At 68.5% G+C, this 20,049-nt stretch carries 22 protein-coding genes and 2 tRNA genes; 14 read left to right on the forward strand and 10 right to left on the reverse strand.

What is annotated here, in order from left to right:
• Positions 1-45: 45 nt before the first annotated feature.
• The gene (locus tag HDA41_RS20160; RefSeq protein WP_086560503.1) at positions 46-594 is read right to left on the reverse strand and encodes a helix-turn-helix domain-containing protein; all 549 of its coding nucleotides are present in this window, start codon (positions 592-594) and stop codon (positions 46-48) included.
• A gap of 183 nt (positions 595-777) precedes the next feature.
• Between HDA41_RS20160 and HDA41_RS20165 the strand changes: the two genes are divergently transcribed.
• Positions 778-850 (forward strand) — tRNA-Ala (locus HDA41_RS20165).
• A 194-nt stretch (positions 851-1,044) separates the two neighbouring features.
• On the opposite strand, the gene HDA41_RS20170 is transcribed toward HDA41_RS20165, so the two are convergent.
• On the reverse strand, positions 1,045-1,734 hold the full coding sequence (locus HDA41_RS20170; protein WP_184985836.1) for a DUF5324 family protein: 690 nt from the start codon (positions 1,732-1,734) through the stop codon (positions 1,045-1,047).
• A 386-nt stretch (positions 1,735-2,120) separates the two neighbouring features.
• Here HDA41_RS20170 and HDA41_RS20175 point away from each other — a divergent pair, with 386 nt between their 5' ends.
• Both HDA41_RS20175 and HDA41_RS20180 read left to right on the forward strand, forming a co-directional pair.
• Positions 2,121-2,648 (forward strand): peptidylprolyl isomerase, encoded by a 528-nt coding sequence (locus HDA41_RS20175; protein WP_184985838.1) that lies wholly within the window; start codon positions 2,121-2,123, stop codon positions 2,646-2,648.
• Positions 2,649-2,737: 89 nt separating this feature from the next.
• A complete protein-coding gene (locus HDA41_RS20180; RefSeq protein WP_184985840.1) occupies positions 2,738-3,628 on the forward strand; it encodes a rhomboid family intramembrane serine protease in 891 nt (296 codons plus the stop codon).
• A 257-nt stretch (positions 3,629-3,885) separates the two neighbouring features.
• On the opposite strand, the gene crgA is transcribed toward HDA41_RS20180, so the two are convergent.
• Positions 3,886-4,140, reverse strand: coding sequence for a cell division protein CrgA (crgA, locus tag HDA41_RS20185; RefSeq protein WP_184985842.1), 255 nt, complete (start codon positions 4,138-4,140; stop codon positions 3,886-3,888).
• A gap of 139 nt (positions 4,141-4,279) precedes the next feature.
• Between crgA and HDA41_RS20190 the strand changes: the two genes are divergently transcribed.
• From HDA41_RS20190 to HDA41_RS20235, 10 genes are all read left to right on the forward strand, one after another.
• Positions 4,280-5,062: a DUF881 domain-containing protein gene (locus HDA41_RS20190; RefSeq protein WP_184985844.1), complete on the forward strand. Its 783-nt coding sequence runs from the start codon at positions 4,280-4,282 to the stop codon at positions 5,060-5,062.
• 22 nt (positions 5,063-5,084) lie between these two features.
• A complete protein-coding gene (locus tag HDA41_RS20195) occupies positions 5,085-5,759 on the forward strand; it encodes a class E sortase (protein WP_184985846.1) in 675 nt (224 codons plus the stop codon).
• A gap of 17 nt (positions 5,760-5,776) precedes the next feature.
• A complete protein-coding gene (locus tag HDA41_RS20200) occupies positions 5,777-5,974 on the forward strand; it encodes a hypothetical protein (RefSeq protein ID WP_167407433.1) in 198 nt (65 codons plus the stop codon).
• Positions 5,971-6,609: an aminodeoxychorismate/anthranilate synthase component II gene (locus tag HDA41_RS20205; RefSeq protein WP_184985848.1), complete on the forward strand. Its 639-nt coding sequence runs from the start codon at positions 5,971-5,973 to the stop codon at positions 6,607-6,609. Before HDA41_RS20200 ends, HDA41_RS20205 begins: the two co-directional genes overlap by 4 nt.
• Positions 6,606-7,799 carry a class E sortase gene (locus HDA41_RS20210; protein WP_184985850.1) on the forward strand — a complete coding sequence of 398 codons (1,194 nt, stop codon included), beginning with the start codon at positions 6,606-6,608 and terminating at the stop codon, positions 7,797-7,799. The genes HDA41_RS20205 and HDA41_RS20210 overlap by 4 nt, the downstream gene beginning before the upstream one ends.
• Before the next feature lie 13 nt (positions 7,800-7,812).
• Positions 7,813-8,568, forward strand: a complete 756-nt coding sequence (locus tag HDA41_RS20215; RefSeq protein WP_184985852.1) for a class E sortase — start codon at positions 7,813-7,815, stop codon at positions 8,566-8,568.
• Between the two features lie 187 nt (positions 8,569-8,755).
• Complete coding sequence (locus HDA41_RS20220; RefSeq protein ID WP_184985855.1) at positions 8,756-8,947, forward strand: hypothetical protein; 192 nt, start codon at positions 8,756-8,758, stop codon at positions 8,945-8,947.
• A gap of 386 nt (positions 8,948-9,333) precedes the next feature.
• A complete protein-coding gene (locus HDA41_RS20225; RefSeq protein ID WP_184985857.1) occupies positions 9,334-9,522 on the forward strand; it encodes a hypothetical protein in 189 nt (62 codons plus the stop codon).
• Positions 9,523-9,525: 3 nt separating this feature from the next.
• Positions 9,526-10,059: a hypothetical protein gene (locus tag HDA41_RS20230; RefSeq protein WP_230299484.1), complete on the forward strand. Its 534-nt coding sequence runs from the start codon at positions 9,526-9,528 to the stop codon at positions 10,057-10,059.
• A gap of 231 nt (positions 10,060-10,290) precedes the next feature.
• The gene (locus HDA41_RS20235) at positions 10,291-10,728 is read left to right on the forward strand and encodes a hypothetical protein (protein WP_230299483.1); all 438 of its coding nucleotides are present in this window, start codon (positions 10,291-10,293) and stop codon (positions 10,726-10,728) included.
• A 75-nt stretch (positions 10,729-10,803) separates the two neighbouring features.
• Here the strand turns inward: HDA41_RS20235 and HDA41_RS20240 are convergent, their stop codons facing one another.
• The 7 genes from HDA41_RS20240 to HDA41_RS20270 form a co-directional block, all read right to left on the reverse strand.
• Positions 10,804-10,974 (reverse strand): hypothetical protein, encoded by a 171-nt coding sequence (locus tag HDA41_RS20240; RefSeq protein WP_184985859.1) that lies wholly within the window; start codon positions 10,972-10,974, stop codon positions 10,804-10,806.
• Positions 10,975-11,215: 241 nt separating this feature from the next.
• Positions 11,216-13,243, reverse strand: a complete 2,028-nt coding sequence (gene pknB, locus HDA41_RS20245; protein ID WP_184985862.1) for a Stk1 family PASTA domain-containing Ser/Thr kinase — start codon at positions 13,241-13,243, stop codon at positions 11,216-11,218.
• 168 nt (positions 13,244-13,411) lie between these two features.
• Complete coding sequence (locus HDA41_RS20250) at positions 13,412-14,890, reverse strand: peptidoglycan D,D-transpeptidase FtsI family protein (protein ID WP_184985864.1); 1,479 nt, start codon at positions 14,888-14,890, stop codon at positions 13,412-13,414.
• The gene (locus HDA41_RS20255) at positions 14,887-16,326 is read right to left on the reverse strand and encodes an FtsW/RodA/SpoVE family cell cycle protein (protein ID WP_184985866.1); all 1,440 of its coding nucleotides are present in this window, start codon (positions 16,324-16,326) and stop codon (positions 14,887-14,889) included. Before HDA41_RS20255 ends, HDA41_RS20250 begins: the two co-directional genes overlap by 4 nt.
• A 27-nt stretch (positions 16,327-16,353) precedes the next feature.
• Positions 16,354-17,910 (reverse strand): Stp1/IreP family PP2C-type Ser/Thr phosphatase, encoded by a 1,557-nt coding sequence (locus HDA41_RS20260; RefSeq protein ID WP_184985869.1) that lies wholly within the window; start codon positions 17,908-17,910, stop codon positions 16,354-16,356.
• A 132-nt stretch (positions 17,911-18,042) separates the two neighbouring features.
• Positions 18,043-18,552: an FHA domain-containing protein FhaB/FipA gene (locus HDA41_RS20265; RefSeq protein WP_184985871.1), complete on the reverse strand. Its 510-nt coding sequence runs from the start codon at positions 18,550-18,552 to the stop codon at positions 18,043-18,045.
• Positions 18,553-18,562: 10 nt separating this feature from the next.
• Positions 18,563-19,423 carry an FHA domain-containing protein gene (locus HDA41_RS20270; RefSeq protein ID WP_184985873.1) on the reverse strand — a complete coding sequence of 287 codons (861 nt, stop codon included), beginning with the start codon at positions 19,421-19,423 and terminating at the stop codon, positions 18,563-18,565.
• Between the two features lie 474 nt (positions 19,424-19,897).
• Between HDA41_RS20270 and HDA41_RS20275 the strand changes: the two genes are divergently transcribed.
• Positions 19,898-19,984, forward strand: a tRNA-Leu gene (locus tag HDA41_RS20275).
• Positions 19,985-20,049: the final 65 nt, after the last annotated feature.

The following is a 20,049-nucleotide window of genomic DNA, read 5'->3' on the forward strand; positions in this document are numbered from 1 at the left end:
CCCGAAGCCCGGTGCCGAACCCCCTTCGGCGGCCGGGTGACGGGGTCAGTTCTGGTGGGACTGGTAGTGCGCGACCGCGTCCGAGGTGCGGCCGGCGCCGTACACCCGGAGGAACTCGGCCAGTTCCGGGTGGGTCGGGGCGAGGGTCTCCGCGGCGTCGATGATGTCGCCCGCCGCCGCGACCGAGCGCAGCAGCGACTGGATCTCCCGGACGACGCGCTTGACCGTGGGAGCCCCCGAACTGCTCGTTGTCTGCGTGGTGTTGCTGAGCACCGAGCCCCCCTGTGACTTCTTGATCTCCTCCATGCGCTCAGTGGCCTCGGCCGCGCTCACGCTGCCGTCCGCGACCTGCCCCGCCAGGTCCTGGAGCAGCTGCACCCGCTGCACGACAGCGGGGTTGCCGATCTTCGCCCGCTGACCGCTCATCAGCTGCGACAGCATCGGTGCGGACAGTCCCAGAACCCCCGCGAGACGAGCCTGGTTGAGACCAAGATCGTCGATGAGCTTACGGAAGAGCGCCCCCAGCGGCTCCCCGTACCAGTTCCGCTGCAGTTCCCGCGCTCTTGCGGTGGCTTCCTGCTGTGCGGCGTCCATTGCGTCTCCCCATCGCTTCCCCAAGTACGGCGGTTCGCGGTAGCGAACCATGCCGAGCATCTTACGGAGAGTGGTCGGCGACGGGGACCCCCAATCCTTTTGCGGAATCCCGGGGGTGACCCGGTACTCTGGTCTCCGACACCCGCCGGGACGTGGTCTCTCCGGGCGGATGTTCCTCTTCCGGGGGCCTTAGCTCAGTTGGTAGAGCGCTGTCTTTGCATGGCAGATGTCAGGGGTTCGACTCCCCTAGGCTCCACTCTTGAATGCCCTCCGAACTGCGGAAACGTGGTTCGGAGGGCATTTTTTGCCACCGGGCGGTGCCAGTCCGTGCTGTTTCACGTGAAACAGCACGGCGGGGCGGGAGACTCCCGAGGCTCTCAGAGTTGAGCCTCAGGTCTCCCGCCCCGCCGTGCTGTCAGGTCCTGGCCGGGCTTTCCGATCCAGTGGCCGTCAGGAACGGTCGTCGCGTCGCGCGGTCTCGTCCTCGGCCTGCTTCGCCTCGACCTCCGGGTCCAGAACCGACTCACCACTGCCGTCCACAGAGGTCAGACGGCCCGACTCGGGAACCTCCGTCGCGGCGGGCGGTTCCACCAGCCAGTCCGGGTTGGCCTGCTTGTCCCACCACTTCCAGGCCGCGAAGGCACCGCCCGCGAGGGCGCCCAGAACGACCAGCGTCTTCACGGCCCGGCCGGCCCTCGCCCGCCGTTCGTGCTTGCGGATCAGCTTCTGGACCTCCTTCGACGAGACCTGACCGCGCAGCGCGGCCATCGCGGCCGCGCTCCGGGCGGCGGCCTCGGTCGTGACGGGCACGGCCACGGCCATCGCCTGCTCGAGCTTCGGCCTGGAGTACTCCGCCGCCTGCCGGGCGGCCTGGCGCGTGCGGACGGCGGCCTGGTCGACCTTCGGCGGCACATGCGTGCGGGCCTGCTCCAGATACGGCTGCACATGGGTGCCGTACTGGACGCGCGCCTGCCCGGCGGCCTGCGTCACCTTGGGCGCTAGCCGTACGCGTGCCTCGTGTGCGTAGTGCGCGGCCCTGTCCTTGGCCGTGTCGGCGTAGGGCGCCACCACTTCCGCGGCGTGCAGCACGCTGTCCTTCGCCGAACCAGTCGCGGCGCGCACGCTGTCGATGCGGGTCACGGGTTCCTCCTCCTCGGTGGCGTACGGTAATTCGACTTTCCACCCTTTTACGGATCATGCCTCCCAGTGCGCCGCCAGGCATGCGCGAGCGGGCATCCGGGTCACGGGAACCGGCTCCGGGCCATCTCCGGTCGAAAACGGATCAAGAGCGGACCGAGTGCTGATCGGGAGCGGATCACATGCAATAGCGGATGAATAGGGGGCAACAGGAGCTTGTCGTCGACAATGCCACGGATCGCCGCCGCGCGCCCCCGCCCCGGGACTACTCGACTGGTTTTCTGCAAGCGATCGGCCCGGTTTACCCCCGGTGAAACGGAGGTCGGGCGACGCGGAGCCCCGTCCATGCGAGGATCAGGGAGTCACAGAAAGACAACGGAAGGCAGATCGTGGCTGAGCAGCTCTACGCCACCCTGAAGACCAACCACGGCGACATCGAAGTCCGGCTTCTGCCGAACCACGCCCCCAAGACGGTCAAGAACTTCGTCGAGCTCGCCCAGGGCGAGCGGGAGTGGACCCACCCGGAGACGGGGCAGAAGACCACGGACAGGCTCTACGACGGCACGGTCTTCCACCGGGTGATCAGTGGCTTCATGATCCAGGGCGGTGACCCGCTGGGCAACGGCACCGGCGGTCCCGGCTACCAGTTCGAGGACGAGTTCCACCCGGACCTGCGCTTCGACAAGCCCTACCTGCTGGCCATGGCCAACGCCGGGCCGGGCACCAACGGCTCGCAGTTCTTCGTCACCGTCTCGCCGACGGCGTGGCTGAACCGCAAGCACACCATCTTCGGCGAGGTCACCGACGCGGCCAGCCAGAAGGTCGTGGACACCATCGCCGCGACCCAGACGAACCCGCGCACCGACCGCCCGGTCAACGACGTGGTCATCGAGTCGGTCGTCATCGAGAACCGCTGAGCGCGGAAGCCCCCACAGGGAACCAATCGCCCCGCTCGTCCGTAAAGATGAGCGGGGCGGGCTTTTCTCATCACGACCTAGGGGATCTCATGGACGACCAGGCTGCGGGCAGCCCGCAGGACGCCCACAGCGTCCCCATGTGCTACCGCCACCCGGATCGCGAGACCGGCATCCGCTGCACCCGCTGCGAGCGCCCGATCTGCCCCGAGTGCATGGTCGACGCCTCCGTCGGCTTCCAGTGCCCCGAGTGCGTCCGCGGCGGCTCCGGCACCGGGCACGTGCCCACGGCCGCCATGCCCCGGACGATCGCGGGCGGCGCCGTCACCGCCGACCCCCGCCTGCTGACCAAGATCCTCATCGGTATCAACGTGGCGGTGTTCATCGCCGTCTCGGTCCGCGAGTCGCTCCTGAACGACTTCGTCCTGCTCGGCGCCTGGCCGCCGGCGCCCTACACGCCCACACAGGGCGTGGCGGGAGGCGAGTGGTACCGCATGGTGACCTCGATGTTCACCCACCAGGAGATCTGGCACATCGCGTTCAACATGCTCAGCCTGTGGTGGCTCGGCGGCCCACTCGAAGCGGCTCTCGGCCGGGTCCGCTACCTCGCGCTCTATCTCGTCTCGGGCCTAGCGGGCAGCGCCCTGGCCTATCTGCTGACCTCCCCGGACGCGGCGACGCTGGGCGCCTCCGGCGCGATCTTCGGCCTGTTCGGGGCCACGGCCGTGCTGATGCGCCGGCTCAACTACGACATGCGGCCGATCATCGCGCTGCTGGCGATCAACCTGATCTTCACGTTCAGCCCGGGCTTCAACATCTCCTGGCAGGCCCACATCGGCGGCCTCGTCGCCGGCGTCGTCGTCGGATACGCCATGGTCCACGCTCCGCGCGAGCGACGTGCCCTGATCCAGTACGGCACGTGTGCCCTGGTCCTCGGCGTGGTCGTCCTGTTGACCCTCGTGAGGACGGCCCAGCTCAGCTGAGCGCGAGCGTTGTCCACAGCGGGTGGCGGATCTTGTGCATAGTGTGCGGGAACACATGTGCCCCCTGTCACTGACCAGCGTTTTCGCAGGTCAGGCAGGGGGCGAACAAGTTTTCGAGCGCCGGTACTTCCGTCATACCGGCGTCAACGCTCAACGAGTTATCCACAGATCGTCGTTTCTTTTCCACCTGTGGAAAACCGCTGTGGATAACTCAGTGAACAGCCCTGGGCAGAGCTGCGTTCACCTGCCGGTGACCGCTACTTCCACTGGGTCGAGACACCGAATCCGGCGGCGATGAAGCCGAAGCCCACCACGATGTTCCAGTTGCCCAGCGAGTCGATGGGCAGCGAGCCGTCGGTGACGTAGAAGACGACGATCCAGGCCAGGCCGATGAGGAACATGGCCAGCATGACGGGCGCGACCCAGGAGCGGCTGTTCAGCTTGATGGCGGTCGTCTGCTTCGCAGGCGGCGGCGTGTAGTCGGCCTTCTTGCGGATACGTGACTTCGGCACGAGGGTCTCTCCTGTCGATGCGCTGCGTGGCCGCGCAGGTAACTGGGTCGGTCTCGGGGCAGCGTAAGGGGACTCTGAGTGCTCCCCCGGGCGTCCGTTAGCGTAGTGCTTCCGTGGCGCCGAAGGAGATAAGGGTACGTTGAGCAATTCTGCCGACTCCCCCGGGACGGGATCCACCCCTGAGCGCGCGCGCCGTTTCCGGCCCGTGCGGATCCTCACGGCGGCCGTCTTCGCTCTCGCGGGACTCCTTTTCTTCACCAGCTTCAACACCGCCAAGGGCACCAACATCCGCACGGACACGTCGCTGCTGAAGCTGTCCGACCTCATCCAGGAACGCAGCCGGGAGAACGGCGAGCTGGACGAGACCAACGGGATCCTGCGCAAGGAGATAGAGGCGCTGGCCGAGCGCGACGACGGCAGCACCAAGGCGGAGGACGACAAGCTCGCCGCCCTGGAGAAGCGCGCGGGCACGCAGAAGCTCACGGGCGAGTCGCTCACGGTCACGCTCAACGACGCCCCGCCGGACGCCACCGCCAAGCTGCCCGGCTACCCCGAACCGCAGCCCGACTACCTGGTCATCCACCAGCAGGACCTCCAGGCCGTGGTGAACGCGCTGTGGCAGGGCGGCGCCAAGGGCATCAAGGTCATGGACCAGCGGCTGATCTCCACCAGCGCGGTGCGCTGCGTGGGCAACACCCTGATCCTCCAGGGGCGCGTCTACTCACCGCCGTACAAGATCACGGCGGTCGGTGACCCGGACAAGCTCCAGAAGGCGCTCGCGGCGTCCCCGGCGATCCAGAACTACATGGTCTACGTCAACGTCTATGGGCTCGGCTGGAAAGTCGAGGAGAACGGGCCGGTGACTCTGCCCGGTTACTCGGGCACAGTGGATCTGCACTACGCGAAGCCTGTGGAGGAGTAGAGCCTGGCCGGGGGAGCCGCCGGTGCGTGTGATCGTCAGGACCCTCAGCGAACTGTGTCTCACCGTCGGCAGCGTGATCGTGCTGTTCGTCGTCCACGTGCTGTTCTGGACCGGCGTGCAGGCCGACGACGTCATGGACGACCAGATCGAACTGCTCCGGAAGGAGTGGTCGAAGACCCGGCCGGCGGCGCGCTCCCCCGCGAGCCCGCCGAAACCGGCGCCCTACGCCCGGGGCAAGCCCTTCGCGATCATGTACATCCCGCGTCTTGGTTTCACGTGGAACAAGCCGGTGCTCGAAGGCACGGCGACCGGCACGCTGAAGAAGGGCCTGGGCCACTACGTGGAGACCGCCCAGCTCGGCCAGAAGGGGAACTTCGCGGTCGCCGGCCACCGCCGCACTCATGGCGACCCCCTCAAGGACTTTCCCGAGCTCCGGCGGGGTGACGCCGTGGTGCTGACCGACGGCACGACCTGGTTCACGTATCGGATCGACAAAGGCCCGCACAAAACAGTGCCCTCCGACATCGAGGTGATCGACCCTGTCCCACGTACATCCGGGTACACGCGTCCGGGTCGTTATCTGACACTGACCACGTGCGAACCGGAATGGGGGCACAGTCATCGGCTGATCGTCTGGGCGCACCTGGACTCCACCCAGCCTGTGGAGGCCGGGAAACCTGAGGCGTTGCGCGGTTAGTCTGGTGGCTGTACGGCGTGGGTCTGGTGCCGTGGTACGACGGAAGGGACGGCATGTACGGCTGGATCTGGCGGCATCTGCCGGGGAGCACGTGGGTGAAGGCGCTGATCTCACTCGCCCTGGTCGTGGCCGTGGTCTACGTCCTCTTCCAGTACGTCTTCCCGTGGGCGGAGCCGCTGCTGCCCTTCAACGATGTGACGGTGGACAACCAGTGAGCGCGCGCATTCTCGTCGTCGACAACTACGACAGCTTCGTCTTCAACCTGGTCCAGTACCTGTACCAGCTGGGCGCCGAGTGCGAGGTCCTGCGCAACGACGAGGTGTCGACGGCACACGCCCAGGACGGCTTCGACGGTGTCCTGCTCTCCCCGGGCCCGGGCACGCCGGAGGAGGCGGGTGTCTGCGTCGACATGGTCCGGCACTGCGCCGCCACGGGCGTCCCGGTCTTCGGTGTGTGCCTCGGCATGCAGTCGATGCAGGTGGCGTACGGCGGTGTCGTGAACCGCGCACCCGAGCTGCTGCACGGCAAGACCTCGCTGGTCGAGCACACGAGCCGGGGTGTCTTCGACGGCCTGCCCTCGCCCTTCACGGCGACGCGCTACCACTCGCTGGCCGCCGAGCCCGCGACGGTCCCGGCCGAGCTGGAGGTCACGGCCCGGACGCACGACGGCATCGTGATGGGCCTGAGGCACCGCGAACTCCCGGTCGAGGGCGTGCAGTTCCATCCCGAGTCGGTGCTGACCGAGCACGGGCACCGGATGCTGGCCAACTGGCTGGTGGAGTGCGGCGACCAGGGCGCGGTGGCGAGGTCGGCCGGGCTCGCCCCGGTGGTGGGCAGGGCCACGGCGTGACGGCGCTGCGCCCCGAGCGCGAGTCCGACACCTCGTACGGGCAGCAGTCGTACGAGGTGCCGGGCGCGTTCGAGGAGTGGTCGGGCGGAGGGGCCTACGGTGCTTCTCCGCGGCCGGAACCGCAGCCGCAGTCGCCGTCACAGCCGTACATGTCTGAGCCCGAGCCGCAGCCACAGTCGTATGCGCCGGAGCCGTACCCGGCGTCGTACGAGCCCGTCCCGGACGAGCCGTACCGGCCCGTCGTCGACGAGGAGACGGTGGCGCTGCGGATACCGGATCCGCCACCCGCGGCCGATGCCCCCACATCCGGCTCTCCGGGCCCTTCCGCCGCACGGCACGACGGACCCGCCCACGGTGGGCGCGCGGCCCGCAGAAAGGCCGCCAAGCGCCGTCACGGGCGCCATGGCGGCGCGCCGGAGACCCGCTCGGACCAGGACTCGGTCCAGGACCCGACCCGGGAGGAGCGGCGGGCGCCGCTGTCGCGGGTCGAGGCGCGACGGCAGGCGCGGGCGCGCAAGCCGGGCCCGGCGGTGGTGGCCAGCCGGGCGATAGGCGAGGTGTTCATCACGACCGGCGTGCTGATGCTGCTGTTCGTGACCTACCAGCTGTGGTGGACGAACGTCCGGGCGCACGCGCAGGCCGGCCAGGAGGCCAGCAGCCTCCAGGACGACTGGGCGAACGGCACACGCAACCCGGGGGCCTTCGAGCCGGGGCAGGGCTTCGCCATCCTGCACATTCCGAAGCTGGACGTGGTGGTGCCGATCGCCGAGGGCACCAACAGCAAGGGCGTTCTCGACCGGGGCATGGTCGGCCACTACGCCGAGGGCGCGCTGAAGACCGCGATGCCCAGTGACAAGACCGGGAACTTCGGGCTCGCGGGCCACCGCAACACCCACGGAGAACCGTTCCGGTACATCAACAAGCTCACTCCGGGCGATCCGATCGTCGTGGAGACGCAGGACGAGTACTACGTCTACAAGATGGCCTCGATCCTGCCGGTGACCTCGCCCAGCAACACGAGCGTCCTGAACCCGATTCCGGCGGGGTCGGGATTCACGGAGCCCGGCCGCTACATCACGCTGACCACGTGCACGCCGGAGTTCACCAGCAAGTACCGGATGATCGTCTGGGGCAAGATGGTCGAGGAACGGCCGCGCAGCAAGGGCAAGCCGGATGCGCTCGTCAGTTAAGGGCAGATGACCAGTGGCAGCGACCACCGACACGGAGCACGAAGAGCACACCGGCGCGGCGGCGTCCCGGCCGTCCGCGGCCCGGCGCCGCCGCCCCGGCCCGATCGCCATGGCGGTGAGCGTCTTCGGGGAACTCCTCATCACCGCCGGCCTGGTCCTGGGCCTGTTCGTCGCCTACTCGCTCTGGTGGACGAACGTGGTCGCCGACCGTGCGGCCGGGAAGCAGGCGGACCAGGTCCGTGACGGCTGGGCGCACGGCCGGGGCGGGCCCGGCGCGCTGGACACCAAGAACGGCATCGGGTTCCTGCACGTACCGGCGATGAAGAACGGCGAGGTCCTGGTCGAGAAGGGCACGTCGAACCAGATCCTCAACGACGGTGTCGCCGGCTACTACACCGATCCCGTGAAGTCGGCCCTGCCGATGTCGGGCAAGGCCGGCAACTTCTCCCTCGCCGCCCACCGGGACGGTCACGGCGCCAAGTTCCACAACATCGACAAGATCAAGAAGGGCGACCCGATCGTCTTCGAGACGAAGGACAAGTGGTACGTCTACAAGGTCTACGGCATCCTCCCCGAGACCTCGAAGTACAACGTCAAGGTCCTCTCGGCGGTCCCCAAGGAGTCCGGCAAGAAGAAGCCCGGGCACTACATCACCCTGACGACCTGCACCCCGGTCTACACGAGCACGTACCGCTACGTCGTGTGGGGCGAACTGGAGCGGGTCGAGAAGGTGAACGCGGACCGGACACCGCCGAAGGAACTGCGCTGACCGACCGATGCGCTGGACGCCTGCCCGCGTCGGCCGGGGCCGGGTTTTCCACAGGCTGTGTGCGTGCCAGGCAGGGCGCCGGCGTCGACGAACGCGTCGGGGTCGTTTGCCGCCGGTTCGCCCGCGGCGCGCTGCCCCGGAACTCACAGCCCGGTCCTGCGGCGAGACGCCGGGCGGGGCGAACGAGATGTACCTCAACGTCTGCCCGGGCAAGACGAGCGGTCCCGGATGTGGTACCGACGACGGGACGTTCGGGTCACACGCCGGTCCGATCACGATCTCCGACACAGGCTGCTTCACCGCCGTGTACAAGATGCGGAACGAGAAGGACACCGTCTGGCTCATCAACGGCAAGCGCAGCTACGGGCCGCGCTGCTGATCCGTGACGGCGGGCGGAGTCGAACGGGTCTCCGGACGAGATGCCGTCAGTTCCCCGCGACCTGATCGAAACGACAGATCCCGGCCCTTCGCGCCGCTCGGCGGCCATGGATGCTGATCGTCGCGCGGCGACCCGACCGCGCCGGGATCGCCCGCCGGGTTCGCGTCATGGCCCGCGTCGTCTTGTGCTCCCCATCCCCGCACCACTCGGCGGGACGCCATCCCACGGGCTGCCGCCCTGTCCGACACCGGCGTCCCGCCACCTCGCCATCTTCACCCAGCGGTGGGGGAACGCGACCGACTGCAGGGATTCCGCGCACAACGCCCTGACCGCTTCCGACACGGTTCTGGGGCCGGCCCGTAAGCAGCTCATCAGCCAAGGGCGCTGTGCTGCCGGCCGTCTACCAGAATGCTCCGGGTGGCTTCGACAAGCTCCAGAACTTCGAGCAGGGATTCGTGGACGCCCTCCTCGCCCGCATGGGCACGGAGAAGAACAAGGCGGCGCAGTACCGGGCCAACCACGACGCCTTCCTCAAGGCGGCTCGCAGCCGGGCCGCGCGTTCCGCCAAGGACTGAGTCATGACCGGTGGGAACAAGTCATCACGGCCGGAACGGCTCGCCTTCATGGCCGGGCTGGCGGTGATGGGCATCGCGGTGCTGTTCCTCCTCGGCGCCGGCGGCATCATCGTGGCGTCGGTGGCCGGTGTGCTGTGTCTCGGCATGGTCGCCGGAGGCCGCAGCGGCATCCGAGCCGTCCGTGCGGGCCGGTGGGACCGGCCCGGGACCTGGCTGTCACTGGGTGTGGCCTGTGTGGCGACCGGTGTCGGCGGATTCTCGGTCGCCTATCTGACCGGGATCTTCTCCGGAGGGCTGGACGTCGAGGAGGCCTGTGTCCACGGCCACGGTGCCCGCTACGACGAAGCGTTCCGGGAAGCACACGCGGAGGAGTTCAACCGCTGGTTCCCGCTGCACAGCAAGTGCAACGAGAACTTCGACCTTGTTCCCGCATGGGTCAACCCGGCCATTGTGTTCTTCACCCTGCTGGCGGCGATCGGCGTGCTGTGCCTCGCCGCCGCAGTGATGACTGCTCTGAGGACAAGGAGAGACAGATGAAGATAGTGACCTGACGAGGCGCCGCTTCGCCGGTGCCACCGCCGGTGTGGCGGGTGCGGCAGCCCTGGGCTCGCTCCTCCCGCCGGACAGGCCGTCGCCGCGACCGAGGCCGGTGCCGGTTCCTGGACCCGGGACACCACCGGCAACGGCTGGTCGCTCCTGGAGGAGGCGGAGTCGTTCAGCATCGAGGGCAGCGACCAGAAGGTCAGACTCGTCGGCGGTGACGCCGCCGTGGTCCTGCTGCACGTGGCACGCCGGTTCCATGACGAGATCGACCGGCTGCGGGACGGCGACGTCCACGGATGGGTGGGCGAGCGCCGCATCTCAGCGGAGTACGAGTCGAACTACCTCTCCGGCACGGCGATCGCCATCCGGCCGCTGTCGTACCCGGTCGGTGCGACGAACGGCCTGTATCCGAACGAACTCGTCGTGGTGCGGGACATCCTCGCCGAACTGGACGGCGTCGTCGTCTGGGGCGGTCACCTCGCGCCGGCGAAGGAGTCCCACTTCGAGATCGGCGTCAAGCCGGGGCATCCTCGGCTGAAGGGCGTTGCCCGGAAGATCGCCGGCTGGGTGGAAGCGCCCGGGGACGAGGGAGCGGGGGCGACGGACGCGTTCGACCCCAAGCGGCGCAGCAGGGCCCGCTCCTTCGCACGACGCGCGGCATAGCACCACCTGAAAAGGGGCCCTGCCCGCAGGACATGCGGGCAGGGCCCCTTCACCCACGCGTCGTTCCGCCGCGGCTCAGGTGGTGAGGTTGTACTTGAAGCCGCTGAACTTGTCGCCGCTCTTGATGAGCGAGACACGCACGCCGACCTTGATGTTCTCGGGCACCTGGCTCCCGAAGCACTGGTGATTGTGCGACAGGGCGGGCTGCGTCGTCCTCAGCTCGGCGATCGTCTTGTAGTCGCTCATCCTGAAGAGGTGGATTCCGTCGTGTAGACGAAGCCGCTGTTGGTTCCGGCGTTCGCCGTTCCCGACGCCAGGAAGGTCAGGGCGCACGCGGCACCCAGGGCGACCACGATTCGCTTCTTGATGATGTCCCTATGTGGTCATGTCGCGTTCAAGACGCGATCGAAATGGATCATAACCCGGCGCTGGACAGCAAGGCGCCCCAGCACCGAGGGTGCTGGGGCGCCTTCCGGGCGAGGTGCGGTCAGTCCTCGTCGCGGCCGGTGATGCCGCCGAAGATGCCGCCGTTGCCGTTACCGCCGTTGTTGTTGCCGCCGTTGTTCCCGATGCCGACGGTCTGGAGGGTGATCGTCGTGCCCGCCGGGTCGTCGACCTCGGTGCCGCCCTGCGGGTCCTGGCCGGCGACGACTGCGGTGTCGCTCTGGTCGCTGCCGCCCGCGAACTGGATGTTCGTGAAGCCGGCCTGCGCGAGCATCTGCTTGGCCTGGCCGACCGGCCGGCCGACGACCTGCGGGACCTTGACCTTCTGCTGCTGCTTCTTCTTGCCGATCTGGATGTTGACCGACGAGTTCTTGTCGACGGAGGTACCGGCCTGCGGCGTGGTCTGGATGACCTTGCCGACCTTGTTGTCGTCGTCGGTCTCCACCTCGGTGCAGTTGCCGACCAGGTTGCTGGCCTGCATCTGCTGCTTGGCCGCGTCACAGGTCTGGTTGAGCACGTCCGGGACGGTGGCCTTCTCCTCGGCCTTGGCGACGGTGAGGGTGATCGTGGAGCCCTTCTCCACCTCTTCGCCCGTGGTCGGGTTCTGCTCCAGCACCTTGCCGGGGTCCTCGGGGGACGTCCGGGTCTCCGTTTCGATCACGAACTCGTACTTGTCACTGCCCAGCTTTTCCTTCGCCTCGTCGAGGCTCAAGCCGGTGACGCTGGGCACGGCCACCTTCGGCGCGCCCGTCGAGACCACGACCTCGACGGTGGAGTACTTCTTGACCTGGGTCTGGGGATCCGGGTTCTGATCGCAGATCTTGCCCTTGCTCTGGTTCTCGCAGGGCTTGTTGGTGGTACTCAGCTTGAGGTCGCTGTTTTCTGCCAGTCGCTTGGCGTCAGTCAGCGTTTCGCCGACCAAGTTCGGAGTGGGAACCTCGTCGTTGCCGACCCCGTTGCCACTGAACGCCCACCGCCCGATCAGGATGGCCCCGACCAGGACGAGGATGCCCGCCACCACCAGCAGGATCGTCGAGGTGTTGGACTTGCGCTGCTGCTGGCGGCGCCGGTCGGGGCGGTCGTCGTAGCCGTAGCCGCCGTCGTCCGGGTTCATGGGGGGCAGCATGGAGGTGGCGCCCGCGCCGGAGTCCGCGCGCAGGGCCGTCGTCGGCTGGTCGTCGGGGTAGCCGCCGTAGCCCACCGCGCCCATCGCGGCCGTGGCCGCGACCGGCTGGCCGTCGAGGCAGGCCTCGATGTCGGCGCGCATCTCGTCGGCCGACTGGTAGCGGTAGTCCGGGTCCTTGACCAGCGCCTTCAGCACGATCGCGTCCATCTCGGGCGTGATCTCGGGGTCGAAGACGCTCGGCGCCTGCGGCTCCTCCCGGACGTGCTGGTACGCCACGGCCACCGGGGAGTCGCCGACGAAGGGGGGCCTCACCGTCAGGAGCTCGTAGAGCAGGCAGCCGGTGGAGTAGAGGTCCGACCTCGCGTCGACCTGCTCGCCCTTCGCCTGCTCCGGCGAGAGGTACTGGGCGGTGCCGATGACCGCCGCCGTCTGCGTCATCGTCATGCCGGAGTCGCCCATGGCGCGGGCGATGCCGAAGTCCATCACCTTGACCTGGCCGTTGCGCGTCAGCATGACGTTCGCGGGCTTGATGTCGCGGTGGACGATGCCGTTGCGGTGGGCGTACTCCAGGCCCTGGAGGATGCCGATGGTCATCTCCATGGACCGCTCCGGCAGCAGCTTGCGGCCGCTGTGCAGCAGTTCACGGAGTGTGGAGCCCTCGACGTACTCCATCACGATGTACGGGATCGAGACCCCGTCGATGTAGTCCTCACCCGTGTCGTAGACCGCGACGATCGCGGGATGGTTGAGTGACGCGGCCGACTGGGCCTCCCGGCGGAACCGGGCCTGGAAGGACGGGTCGCGCGCGAGGTCCGCGCGCAGCGTCTTCACCGCCACCTGGCGCCCGAGTCGGGTGTCATGCGCGTGGTAAACCTCCGCCATGCCACCACGGCCGAGCACCGGGCCCAGCTCGTACCGGCCGCCGAGGCGACGCGGCTCTTCCATAGCTACCTACCAGCCCTCTCCGTCGGTCCCGACCGAAAGCTTGTACGGTCGGAGGCTGCCGTCCGGGCCTACCGTACCCGGCTCGCTTTGTGTGACCTGGCCAAGCCCGTCAGCCGATACAGGACCGGTACCGCAACGTGCACCGATGTGAAGCAGACGTGAGCGGGGTCACTGCTTGCTCTTGATGACCGCCTCCATCACGTTCCTCGCGATCGGCGCCGCGAGGCCACCGCCGGAGATGTCGTCACGGACGGCGTTGTCGTCCTCGATCACGACCGCCACGGCGACCGGCGAGCTGCCGTCCTCGCCCTTGGCGTACGAGATGAACCACGCGTAGGGGTTCTCGCTGTTGTCGACGCCGTGCTGGGCGGTACCGGTCTTGCCGCCCACGGTGACGTTGGGGATCTTGGCGTTGGAGCCCGTGCCCTTCTCGACGACCGTCTCCATCATCGACTGGAGCTTCTGGGCGTTCTCCGAGGACAGCGGCTGGCTGAGCTCCTCCGGCTCGGTCCTCTCGAGGGTGTCGACGCTGCGAGCCTGAAGCTCCTCGACCATGTACGGCTTCATCAGCTTGCCGTCGTTGGCGACGGCCGAGGCCACCATGGCCATCTGCAGCGGGGTCGCGGCGGTGTTGAACTGGCCGATCGACGACAGCGCGGTCTCCGACGGGTTCATGTCGTCGGAGAACACCGAGGCGTTGGCGCGGACCGGCGTGAACTGCTCCTCGGTGAAGCCGAACTTCTTGGCCATGTCCAGCATCTTGTCGTTGCCGAGGTCCGAGCCGATCTTGCCGAAGACGGTGTTGCAGGAGTACTGCAGGGCGACCCGCAGCGTCGCGTTCTTGCAGGGGATGTTGCCCTCGTTCGGCAGCTTGGTGTTGGTGCCCTCCATGACCCACGGGTCAGGCGAGTTCGTCTCCTGGTTCGGCTCCGTGTAGAGCCCGTCCTCCAGGGCGGCGGCCGCGGTGACCACCTTGAAGGTGGATCCGGGCGGGTACGTCTCACGCAGCGCCCGGTTGAGCATCGGGTCGTCGGGGTTGTTCTTCTTCTGCAGCTTCTGCCAGGCCCCGGTGTCCGTCGTCGTGGAGTTCCCGGCGAAGGACGACGGGTCGTACGACGGGTAGGAGGCCAGGGCCAGGATCTTGCCGGTGGACGGCTCCAGGGCGACGACGGCGCCCTTGCCGCCCTGCTTCTTCAGACCGTTGTACGCGGCCTTCTGCGCGGCGCCGTTCAGCGTCGTGACGACGTTGCCGCCCTCCTGCTTCTTGCCGGTGAGCATGTCGAGGGTGTTGCGGAAGAACAGCCGGTCGTCGTTGCCGGTGAGTATGCCGTCCTCGATGGACTCCAGCTGGGTGGCGCCGAAGGCCTGCGAGGCGTAGCCGGTGACCGGCGCCCACATCGGGCCGTTCTTGTAGGTGCGCTTGAACTTGAAGTCGCTGCCCGAGGTCTCGGCGGAACCGGTGATCGGCTGGCCGTCGACGATGATGTCGCCGCGCGGCGAGGCGTAGCGCTCGATGATGACGCGGCGGTTGTTCTTGTCGGTCCTGAGCTCGTCGGCCTGGACGTACTGGATCCAGTTGTCACGGATGAGCAGGGCCAGGACGAGCAGTCCGCAGAAGACTGCGATCCGGCGCAGGGGCTTGTTCACGGGCGGACCACCTGGGTCATCTCGGCGTCGGGGTTGCCGGCCGGGGTCGGTGCCGGGCGGCGTGCGGTGTCGCTGATGCGCAGCAGGATGCCGATCAGGGCCCAGTTGGCGATCACGGAGGAACCTCCGTAGGCCACGAACGGCAGCGTCATACCGGTCAGCGGGATGAGGCCCATGACACCGCCGGCCACGACGAAGACCTGGAGGGCGAAGGCCCCGGACAGGCCGACGGCCAGCAGCTTGCCGAACGGGTCACGGGCCGCGAGCGCGGTGCGCACACCCCGCTCGACGATCAGGCCGTAGAGCAGCAGGATCGCCATGACGCCCGCCAGGCCCAGTTCCTCGCCGAAGGTGGCGAGGATGAAGTCGGAGTTGGAGGCGAAGCCGATGAGGTCGGAGTTGCCCTGCCCGAGACCGGTACCGAGGGTGCCGCCGGAGCCGAAGGCCCACAGGGCCTGCATGGACTGCTCGGTGTGGCCCGCCTGGCCCTGTCGGCTGAGCGTGTATTCGCGCATCGGGTCGAGCCAGGCCTGCACACGCGTCTTGATGTGTGGTTCGAAGCTCGCCACGCCGACGGCGCCGACCGCGGACATCAGCAGACCGAAGACGATCCAGCTGGTCCGCTCGGTGGCGACGTACAGCATGATGACGAACATTCCGAAGAACAGCAGCGACGTACCGAGGTCGGTCTCGAAGACCAGGATGAGGATCGAGATGACCCAGACGACGAGAATCGGACCGAGGTCACGGCCGCGCGGCAGGTACAGGCCCATGAAACGGCGGCTGGCCAGAGCCAGGGCGTCCCTCTTGACCATGAGGTAGCCGGCGAAGAACACCGCGAGGGCGATCTTCGCGAACTCGCCGGGCTGGAGCGTGCCGAGACCGGGGATCTTGATCCAGATCTTGGCACCGTAGATGTTCGCGCCGAGTCCGGGCACGAGCGGCAGGACCAGCAGGAACAGCGCGCCGGCCATGGAGATGTAGGTGTAGCGCTGCAGGACGCGGTGGTCCTTGAGGAAGATCAGCACGGCCACCAGCAGGGCGACGCCCATCGCGGAGTACAGCAACTGGCGGGGTGCCGCCTCGACGTACTGGTTGGACGCCTGTAGCCGCTTCGACTGGTCCAGCCGCCAGATGACGACCAGGCCAAGGCCGTTCAGCAGCGTCGCCAGCGGCAGCATCAGCGGGTCCGCGTACGGCGCGAACTTCCGTACGACGAGATGGCCGACGCCCGCGAGCAGGCCGATCCCGAGCCCGTAGCTCAACAGGCCCGGCGGCACCGAGTCGTTGAGGGCCAGCCCGACGTTGGCATAGGCGAACACCGGAATGACCACGGCGAACGCCAGCAGCGCCAGCTCGGTGTTGCGCCGGCTCGGCGCACCGATCGCGCCGATCGTGGACGTGTGGTGCGTCGGCGATGTGTTCGTACCGCTCATCGTGTAACAGGGCCTCTCACGGCTTGCCTACTGCTTACCGCACAGCGAGACGACCTTCTGCTCTTCCTCCGAGAGGCTGGGGCCGGGGCTGGGAGTAGGTGCGGTCGTGGACGGGTTCGGGGACTTCTCAGGCGTCGACGGCGAGCCCGACGGGTTCGACGGGTTCGGTGTCGGTGTGGCCTTGGACGTGAAGGAGGCGGGAGTGGTTCCTGTGGTGCCCCCGGCCTCGCCTTCTCCGGTCTTGGCGTTGTTCTGGCTCTCGACTTGGCGCCGCTGTGCTTCCTTCTTGCACGCGGAGGCCTGCACCGACAGTTCCTGGATCTTCGCCTGGGCGTTCTCCAGCCCGCCCTCGGCGATGGTCGCCTCGACCAGCTTCTGCTGGTAAGGCGGCAGGTACTTGAGTTCGATCTCGGGGTGGTCCTTCTCGACCTCCGAGAGCGACACCCACGCCAGGTCCTGGCTGATGCCCCGGTACAGCGCGACGTGCTCGCCCTCGGCGCCGACGTAGTACTGCGTCTGCGTCCAGCGCCAACCGCCGTACAGACCGCCGCCGACGACGGCCAGCGCGAGGGCGCCGTAGAAGGATCTCTTCAGCCAGCGGCCCTTCCTGCGCGGCTTGACGAAGTCGTCGTCGCCGTAGCCCAGGCCGGTCGCCGGGATGTAGCCGGTGGTGTCGCCGGAGCCGGGCGGGCCGAACTCGCCGCCCCCGCCGCCCTGGCCGTGCCCCTGGCGGCCGAGCCCGGAGGCGCGGCCGGCGGGAGTCTGCATGAAGCCGTTGTCGTGGAGCTGGTGCTGGTTCTCGGCGACGGCGCCGACCACCACCGGGGTGTCGGACAGCTGCCCCGCGAGGGTGTCACCGGTGTCGAGGTCGAGGACGTCGGCGACGATGACGGTGATGTTGTCCGGGCCGCCGCCGCGCAGCGCCAGCTCGATCAGGTTCTGGACGGTCTCCTGAGGGCCCTGGTAGCTGGCGAGTGTGTCCTCCAGGGTCTGGTGGGACACCACGCCGGACAGGCCGTCGGAGCAGATCAGGTAGCGGTCGCCGGCCCGGACCTCGCGGATGGACAGGTCCGGCTCGACGTGGTCGCCGCTGCCGAGCGCGCGCATGAGCAGCGAGCGCTGCGGGTGGGTCGTGGCCTCTTCCTCGGTGATGCGGCCCTCGTCGACCAGGCGCTGCACCCAGGTGTGGTCCTGCGTGATCTGCGTCAGCACGCCGTCGCGGAGGAGGTACGCGCGGGAGTCGCCGACGTGGACCAGACCGAGGCGCTGGCCGGTCCAGAGCAGTGCGGTGAGGGTGGTCCCCATGCCCTCCAGCTGGGGGTCCTCCTCGACCATGGCGCGCAGCTGGTCGTTGGCGCGCTGGACGGCCGTACCGAGCGAGGTGAGGATGTCGGAGCCGGGGACGTCGTCGTCGAGCGCGACGATCGTGGAGATGGCCTCGGAGGAGGCGACCTCACCCGCCGCGGCGCCGCCCATGCCGTCGGCGATGGCGAGCAGGCGCGGGCCGGCGTATCCGGAGTCCTCGTTGCCCTCCCGGATCATCCCCTTGTGCGATCCGGCCGCGAAGCGCAGTGACAGACTCATGCGCACCTCGCCTGTCGGCTCCGGGTACAGCCGGTCGTGTCGAGCCACACTGCCCACCCTCCGGTCGGGAGCGCGCCGGGGCCCGGGGTGGGGCCCGCCACTGCGTGCTCGCTCCGCTCGCTCATTGTCGTACTACTTCCGCAGCTCGATGACGGTCTTGCCGATGCGGATCGGCGCGCCCAGCGCAATCGGTGTGGGAGTCGTCAGCCGGTTCCTGTCCAGGTACGTGCCGTTGGTGGAGCCGAGGTCCTCGACGATCCACTGGCCGTCGCGGTCCGGGTAGATCCTGGCATGGCGGCTGGAGGCGTAGTCGTCGTCCAGCACGATCGTCGAGTCGTGCGCCCGGCCGAGGGTGATGGTCTGGCCCTGGAGCGCGACCGTCGTGCCGGTGAGGGTGCCCTCGGTCACGACCAGCTTGGTGGGGGCGTTACGGCCGCGCCGGCCGCCGCCGGACTGCTGGCGCTGGGGCGGCGGGGCCTGGCGGGCGGCCTGCTGCTGCCGGCCTGCCTCCCGTCGCGATCCGCGCTGGGTGACGCGCGTACCGAACAGGTCGCTCCGGATGACCTGCACGGCCACGATCACGAACAGCCACAGAACGGCCAGGAAACCCAGCCGCATGACCGTGAGGGTCAGCTCTGACATTGCCCCCGCTTCACCCTTCGGCTTGCCGGTAAATGATGGTGGTGCTGCCCACGACGATCCGCGAGCCGTCGCGGAGCGTAGCGCGGGTGGTGTGCTGCCCGTCCACCACGATGCCGTTGGTGGATCCGAGATCCTGGATCGTCGAGGGCGTTCCGGTCCGGATCTCGCAGTGCCGGCGGGAGACGCCGGGGTCGTCGATCCGCACGTCGGCGTCGGTGCTGCGGCCCAGCACCAGCGTCGGGCGGGAGATCTGATGGCGCGTGCCGTTGATCTCGATCCAGTGGCGGGTGCGTCCGCCGGCCGCCGGGGCGGCAGGGGGCCGCTGGGCGGCCGCGGGCTGCGGGTAGCCGTACCCGCCGGGGCGGCCGCCGGGCGGCGGCGCGGCCGGCATGGGCGGGGCGCCCGCGGGCGCGGCGGCCGGCGGGTAGCCGTACCCGCCGGGGCGTCCGGCGGGCGGGGCGGCGGGCGCGGCGGCGCCTGGCGGGGCCTGGCTGGTGGAGGAGGCGAGCGTACGGCTGCGCACCCGGTACAGGCCGGTGTCCAGGTCGTCCGCCTTCTCCAGGTGCACCTTGATCGGGCCCATGAAGGTGTAGCGCTGCTGCTTGGCGTAGTCACGCACCATGCCGGCCAGCTCGTCGCCGAGCTGGCCGGAGTAGGGGCTGAGCCGCTCGAAGTCGGGTGTGCTCAGCTCCACGATGAAGTCGTTGGGCACGACCGTCCGGTCGCGGTTCCAGATGGTGGCGTTGTTGTCGCACTCACGCTGGAGCGCGCCGGCGATCTCCACGGGCTGGACCTCGGACTTGAACACCTTGGCGAAGGTGCCGTTGACCAGACCTTCGAGACGCTGCTCGAACTTCTTCAGGACTCCCATGGGGCACCTCCTCCGTCGCTGCCGTCCTGTGCACTGCCCTGCGGGCCGCTTGCCTGGTACTGCTTACTGATCGTATCCACGCGCCGGTCGATCGGCTGGTTCCCCCTGTCAGCCCGGTCGACGGGTGTCGACGCCTGACGAAGTTCCCTGTGGAGCTCCCCTTCGAACTCCTCCGGTCCTACGGCTGCCGCGCAACCGCTCTCGCGTACTCCTGACAAGGATCGTAGAGGCGGCCGAAGACCAGTGTCCCGCACCCGGCTGTGGACCCCGACCGCCTCCTGGGGAGACAGGGGGTACCGGTACGAGGTTGATACGTGAAGCGCCACGCGTTGATACGTGGCCACGGCACCGAAGGCCCGGCGGCGGGTCTGCCTGCGGAAGAACGGATGTGAATCCACCCCGCCCCGCGTGCTAATGTTCTGGGTGTCGGAAGGCGCCAGGCCCCAAGGGGCAGGAGCCCATGACACACCCAATGCGCGGGTGGCGGAATAGGCAGACGCGCTGGATTCAGGTTCCAGTGCCCGCAAGGGCGTGGGGGTTCAACTCCCCCCTCGCGCACCATGGAGCACCGACGAAGTGCTCTGGCTGCACCGATGGAATGGGCGGCATCGCGATAGCGATGCCGC

Source organism: Streptomyces caelestis (assembly GCF_014205255.1).
In the GTDB taxonomy this organism is placed as follows: Bacteria; Actinomycetota; Actinomycetes; order Streptomycetales; family Streptomycetaceae; genus Streptomyces; species Streptomyces caelestis.

What these genes read in the sequence shown, in the direction of transcription:
- HDA41_RS20220 (WP_184985855.1), top strand. Translation starts at nt 8,756, where the DNA reads ATGTACCTCAACGTCTGCCCGGGCAAGACGAGCGGTCCCGGATGTGGT.
- HDA41_RS20255 (WP_184985866.1), bottom strand. Translation starts at nt 16,326, where the DNA reads ATGAGCGGTACGAACACATCGCCGACGCACCACACGTCCACGATCGGC.
- HDA41_RS20230 (WP_230299484.1), top strand. Translation starts at nt 9,526, where the DNA reads ATGACCGGTGGGAACAAGTCATCACGGCCGGAACGGCTCGCCTTCATG.
- HDA41_RS20160 (WP_086560503.1), bottom strand. Translation starts at nt 594, where the DNA reads ATGGACGCCGCACAGCAGGAAGCCACCGCAAGAGCGCGGGAACTGCAG.
- HDA41_RS20260 (WP_184985869.1), bottom strand. Translation starts at nt 17,910, where the DNA reads ATGAGTCTGTCACTGCGCTTCGCGGCCGGATCGCACAAGGGGATGATC.
- HDA41_RS20270 (WP_184985873.1), bottom strand. Translation starts at nt 19,423, where the DNA reads ATGGGAGTCCTGAAGAAGTTCGAGCAGCGTCTCGAAGGTCTGGTCAAC.
- HDA41_RS20265 (WP_184985871.1), bottom strand. Translation starts at nt 18,552, where the DNA reads ATGTCAGAGCTGACCCTCACGGTCATGCGGCTGGGTTTCCTGGCCGTT.
- pknB (WP_184985862.1), bottom strand. Translation starts at nt 13,243, where the DNA reads ATGGAAGAGCCGCGTCGCCTCGGCGGCCGGTACGAGCTGGGCCCGGTG.
- HDA41_RS20240 (WP_184985859.1), bottom strand. Translation starts at nt 10,974, where the DNA reads ATGAGCGACTACAAGACGATCGCCGAGCTGAGGACGACGCAGCCCGCC.
- HDA41_RS20180 (WP_184985840.1), top strand. Translation starts at nt 2,738, where the DNA reads ATGGACGACCAGGCTGCGGGCAGCCCGCAGGACGCCCACAGCGTCCCC.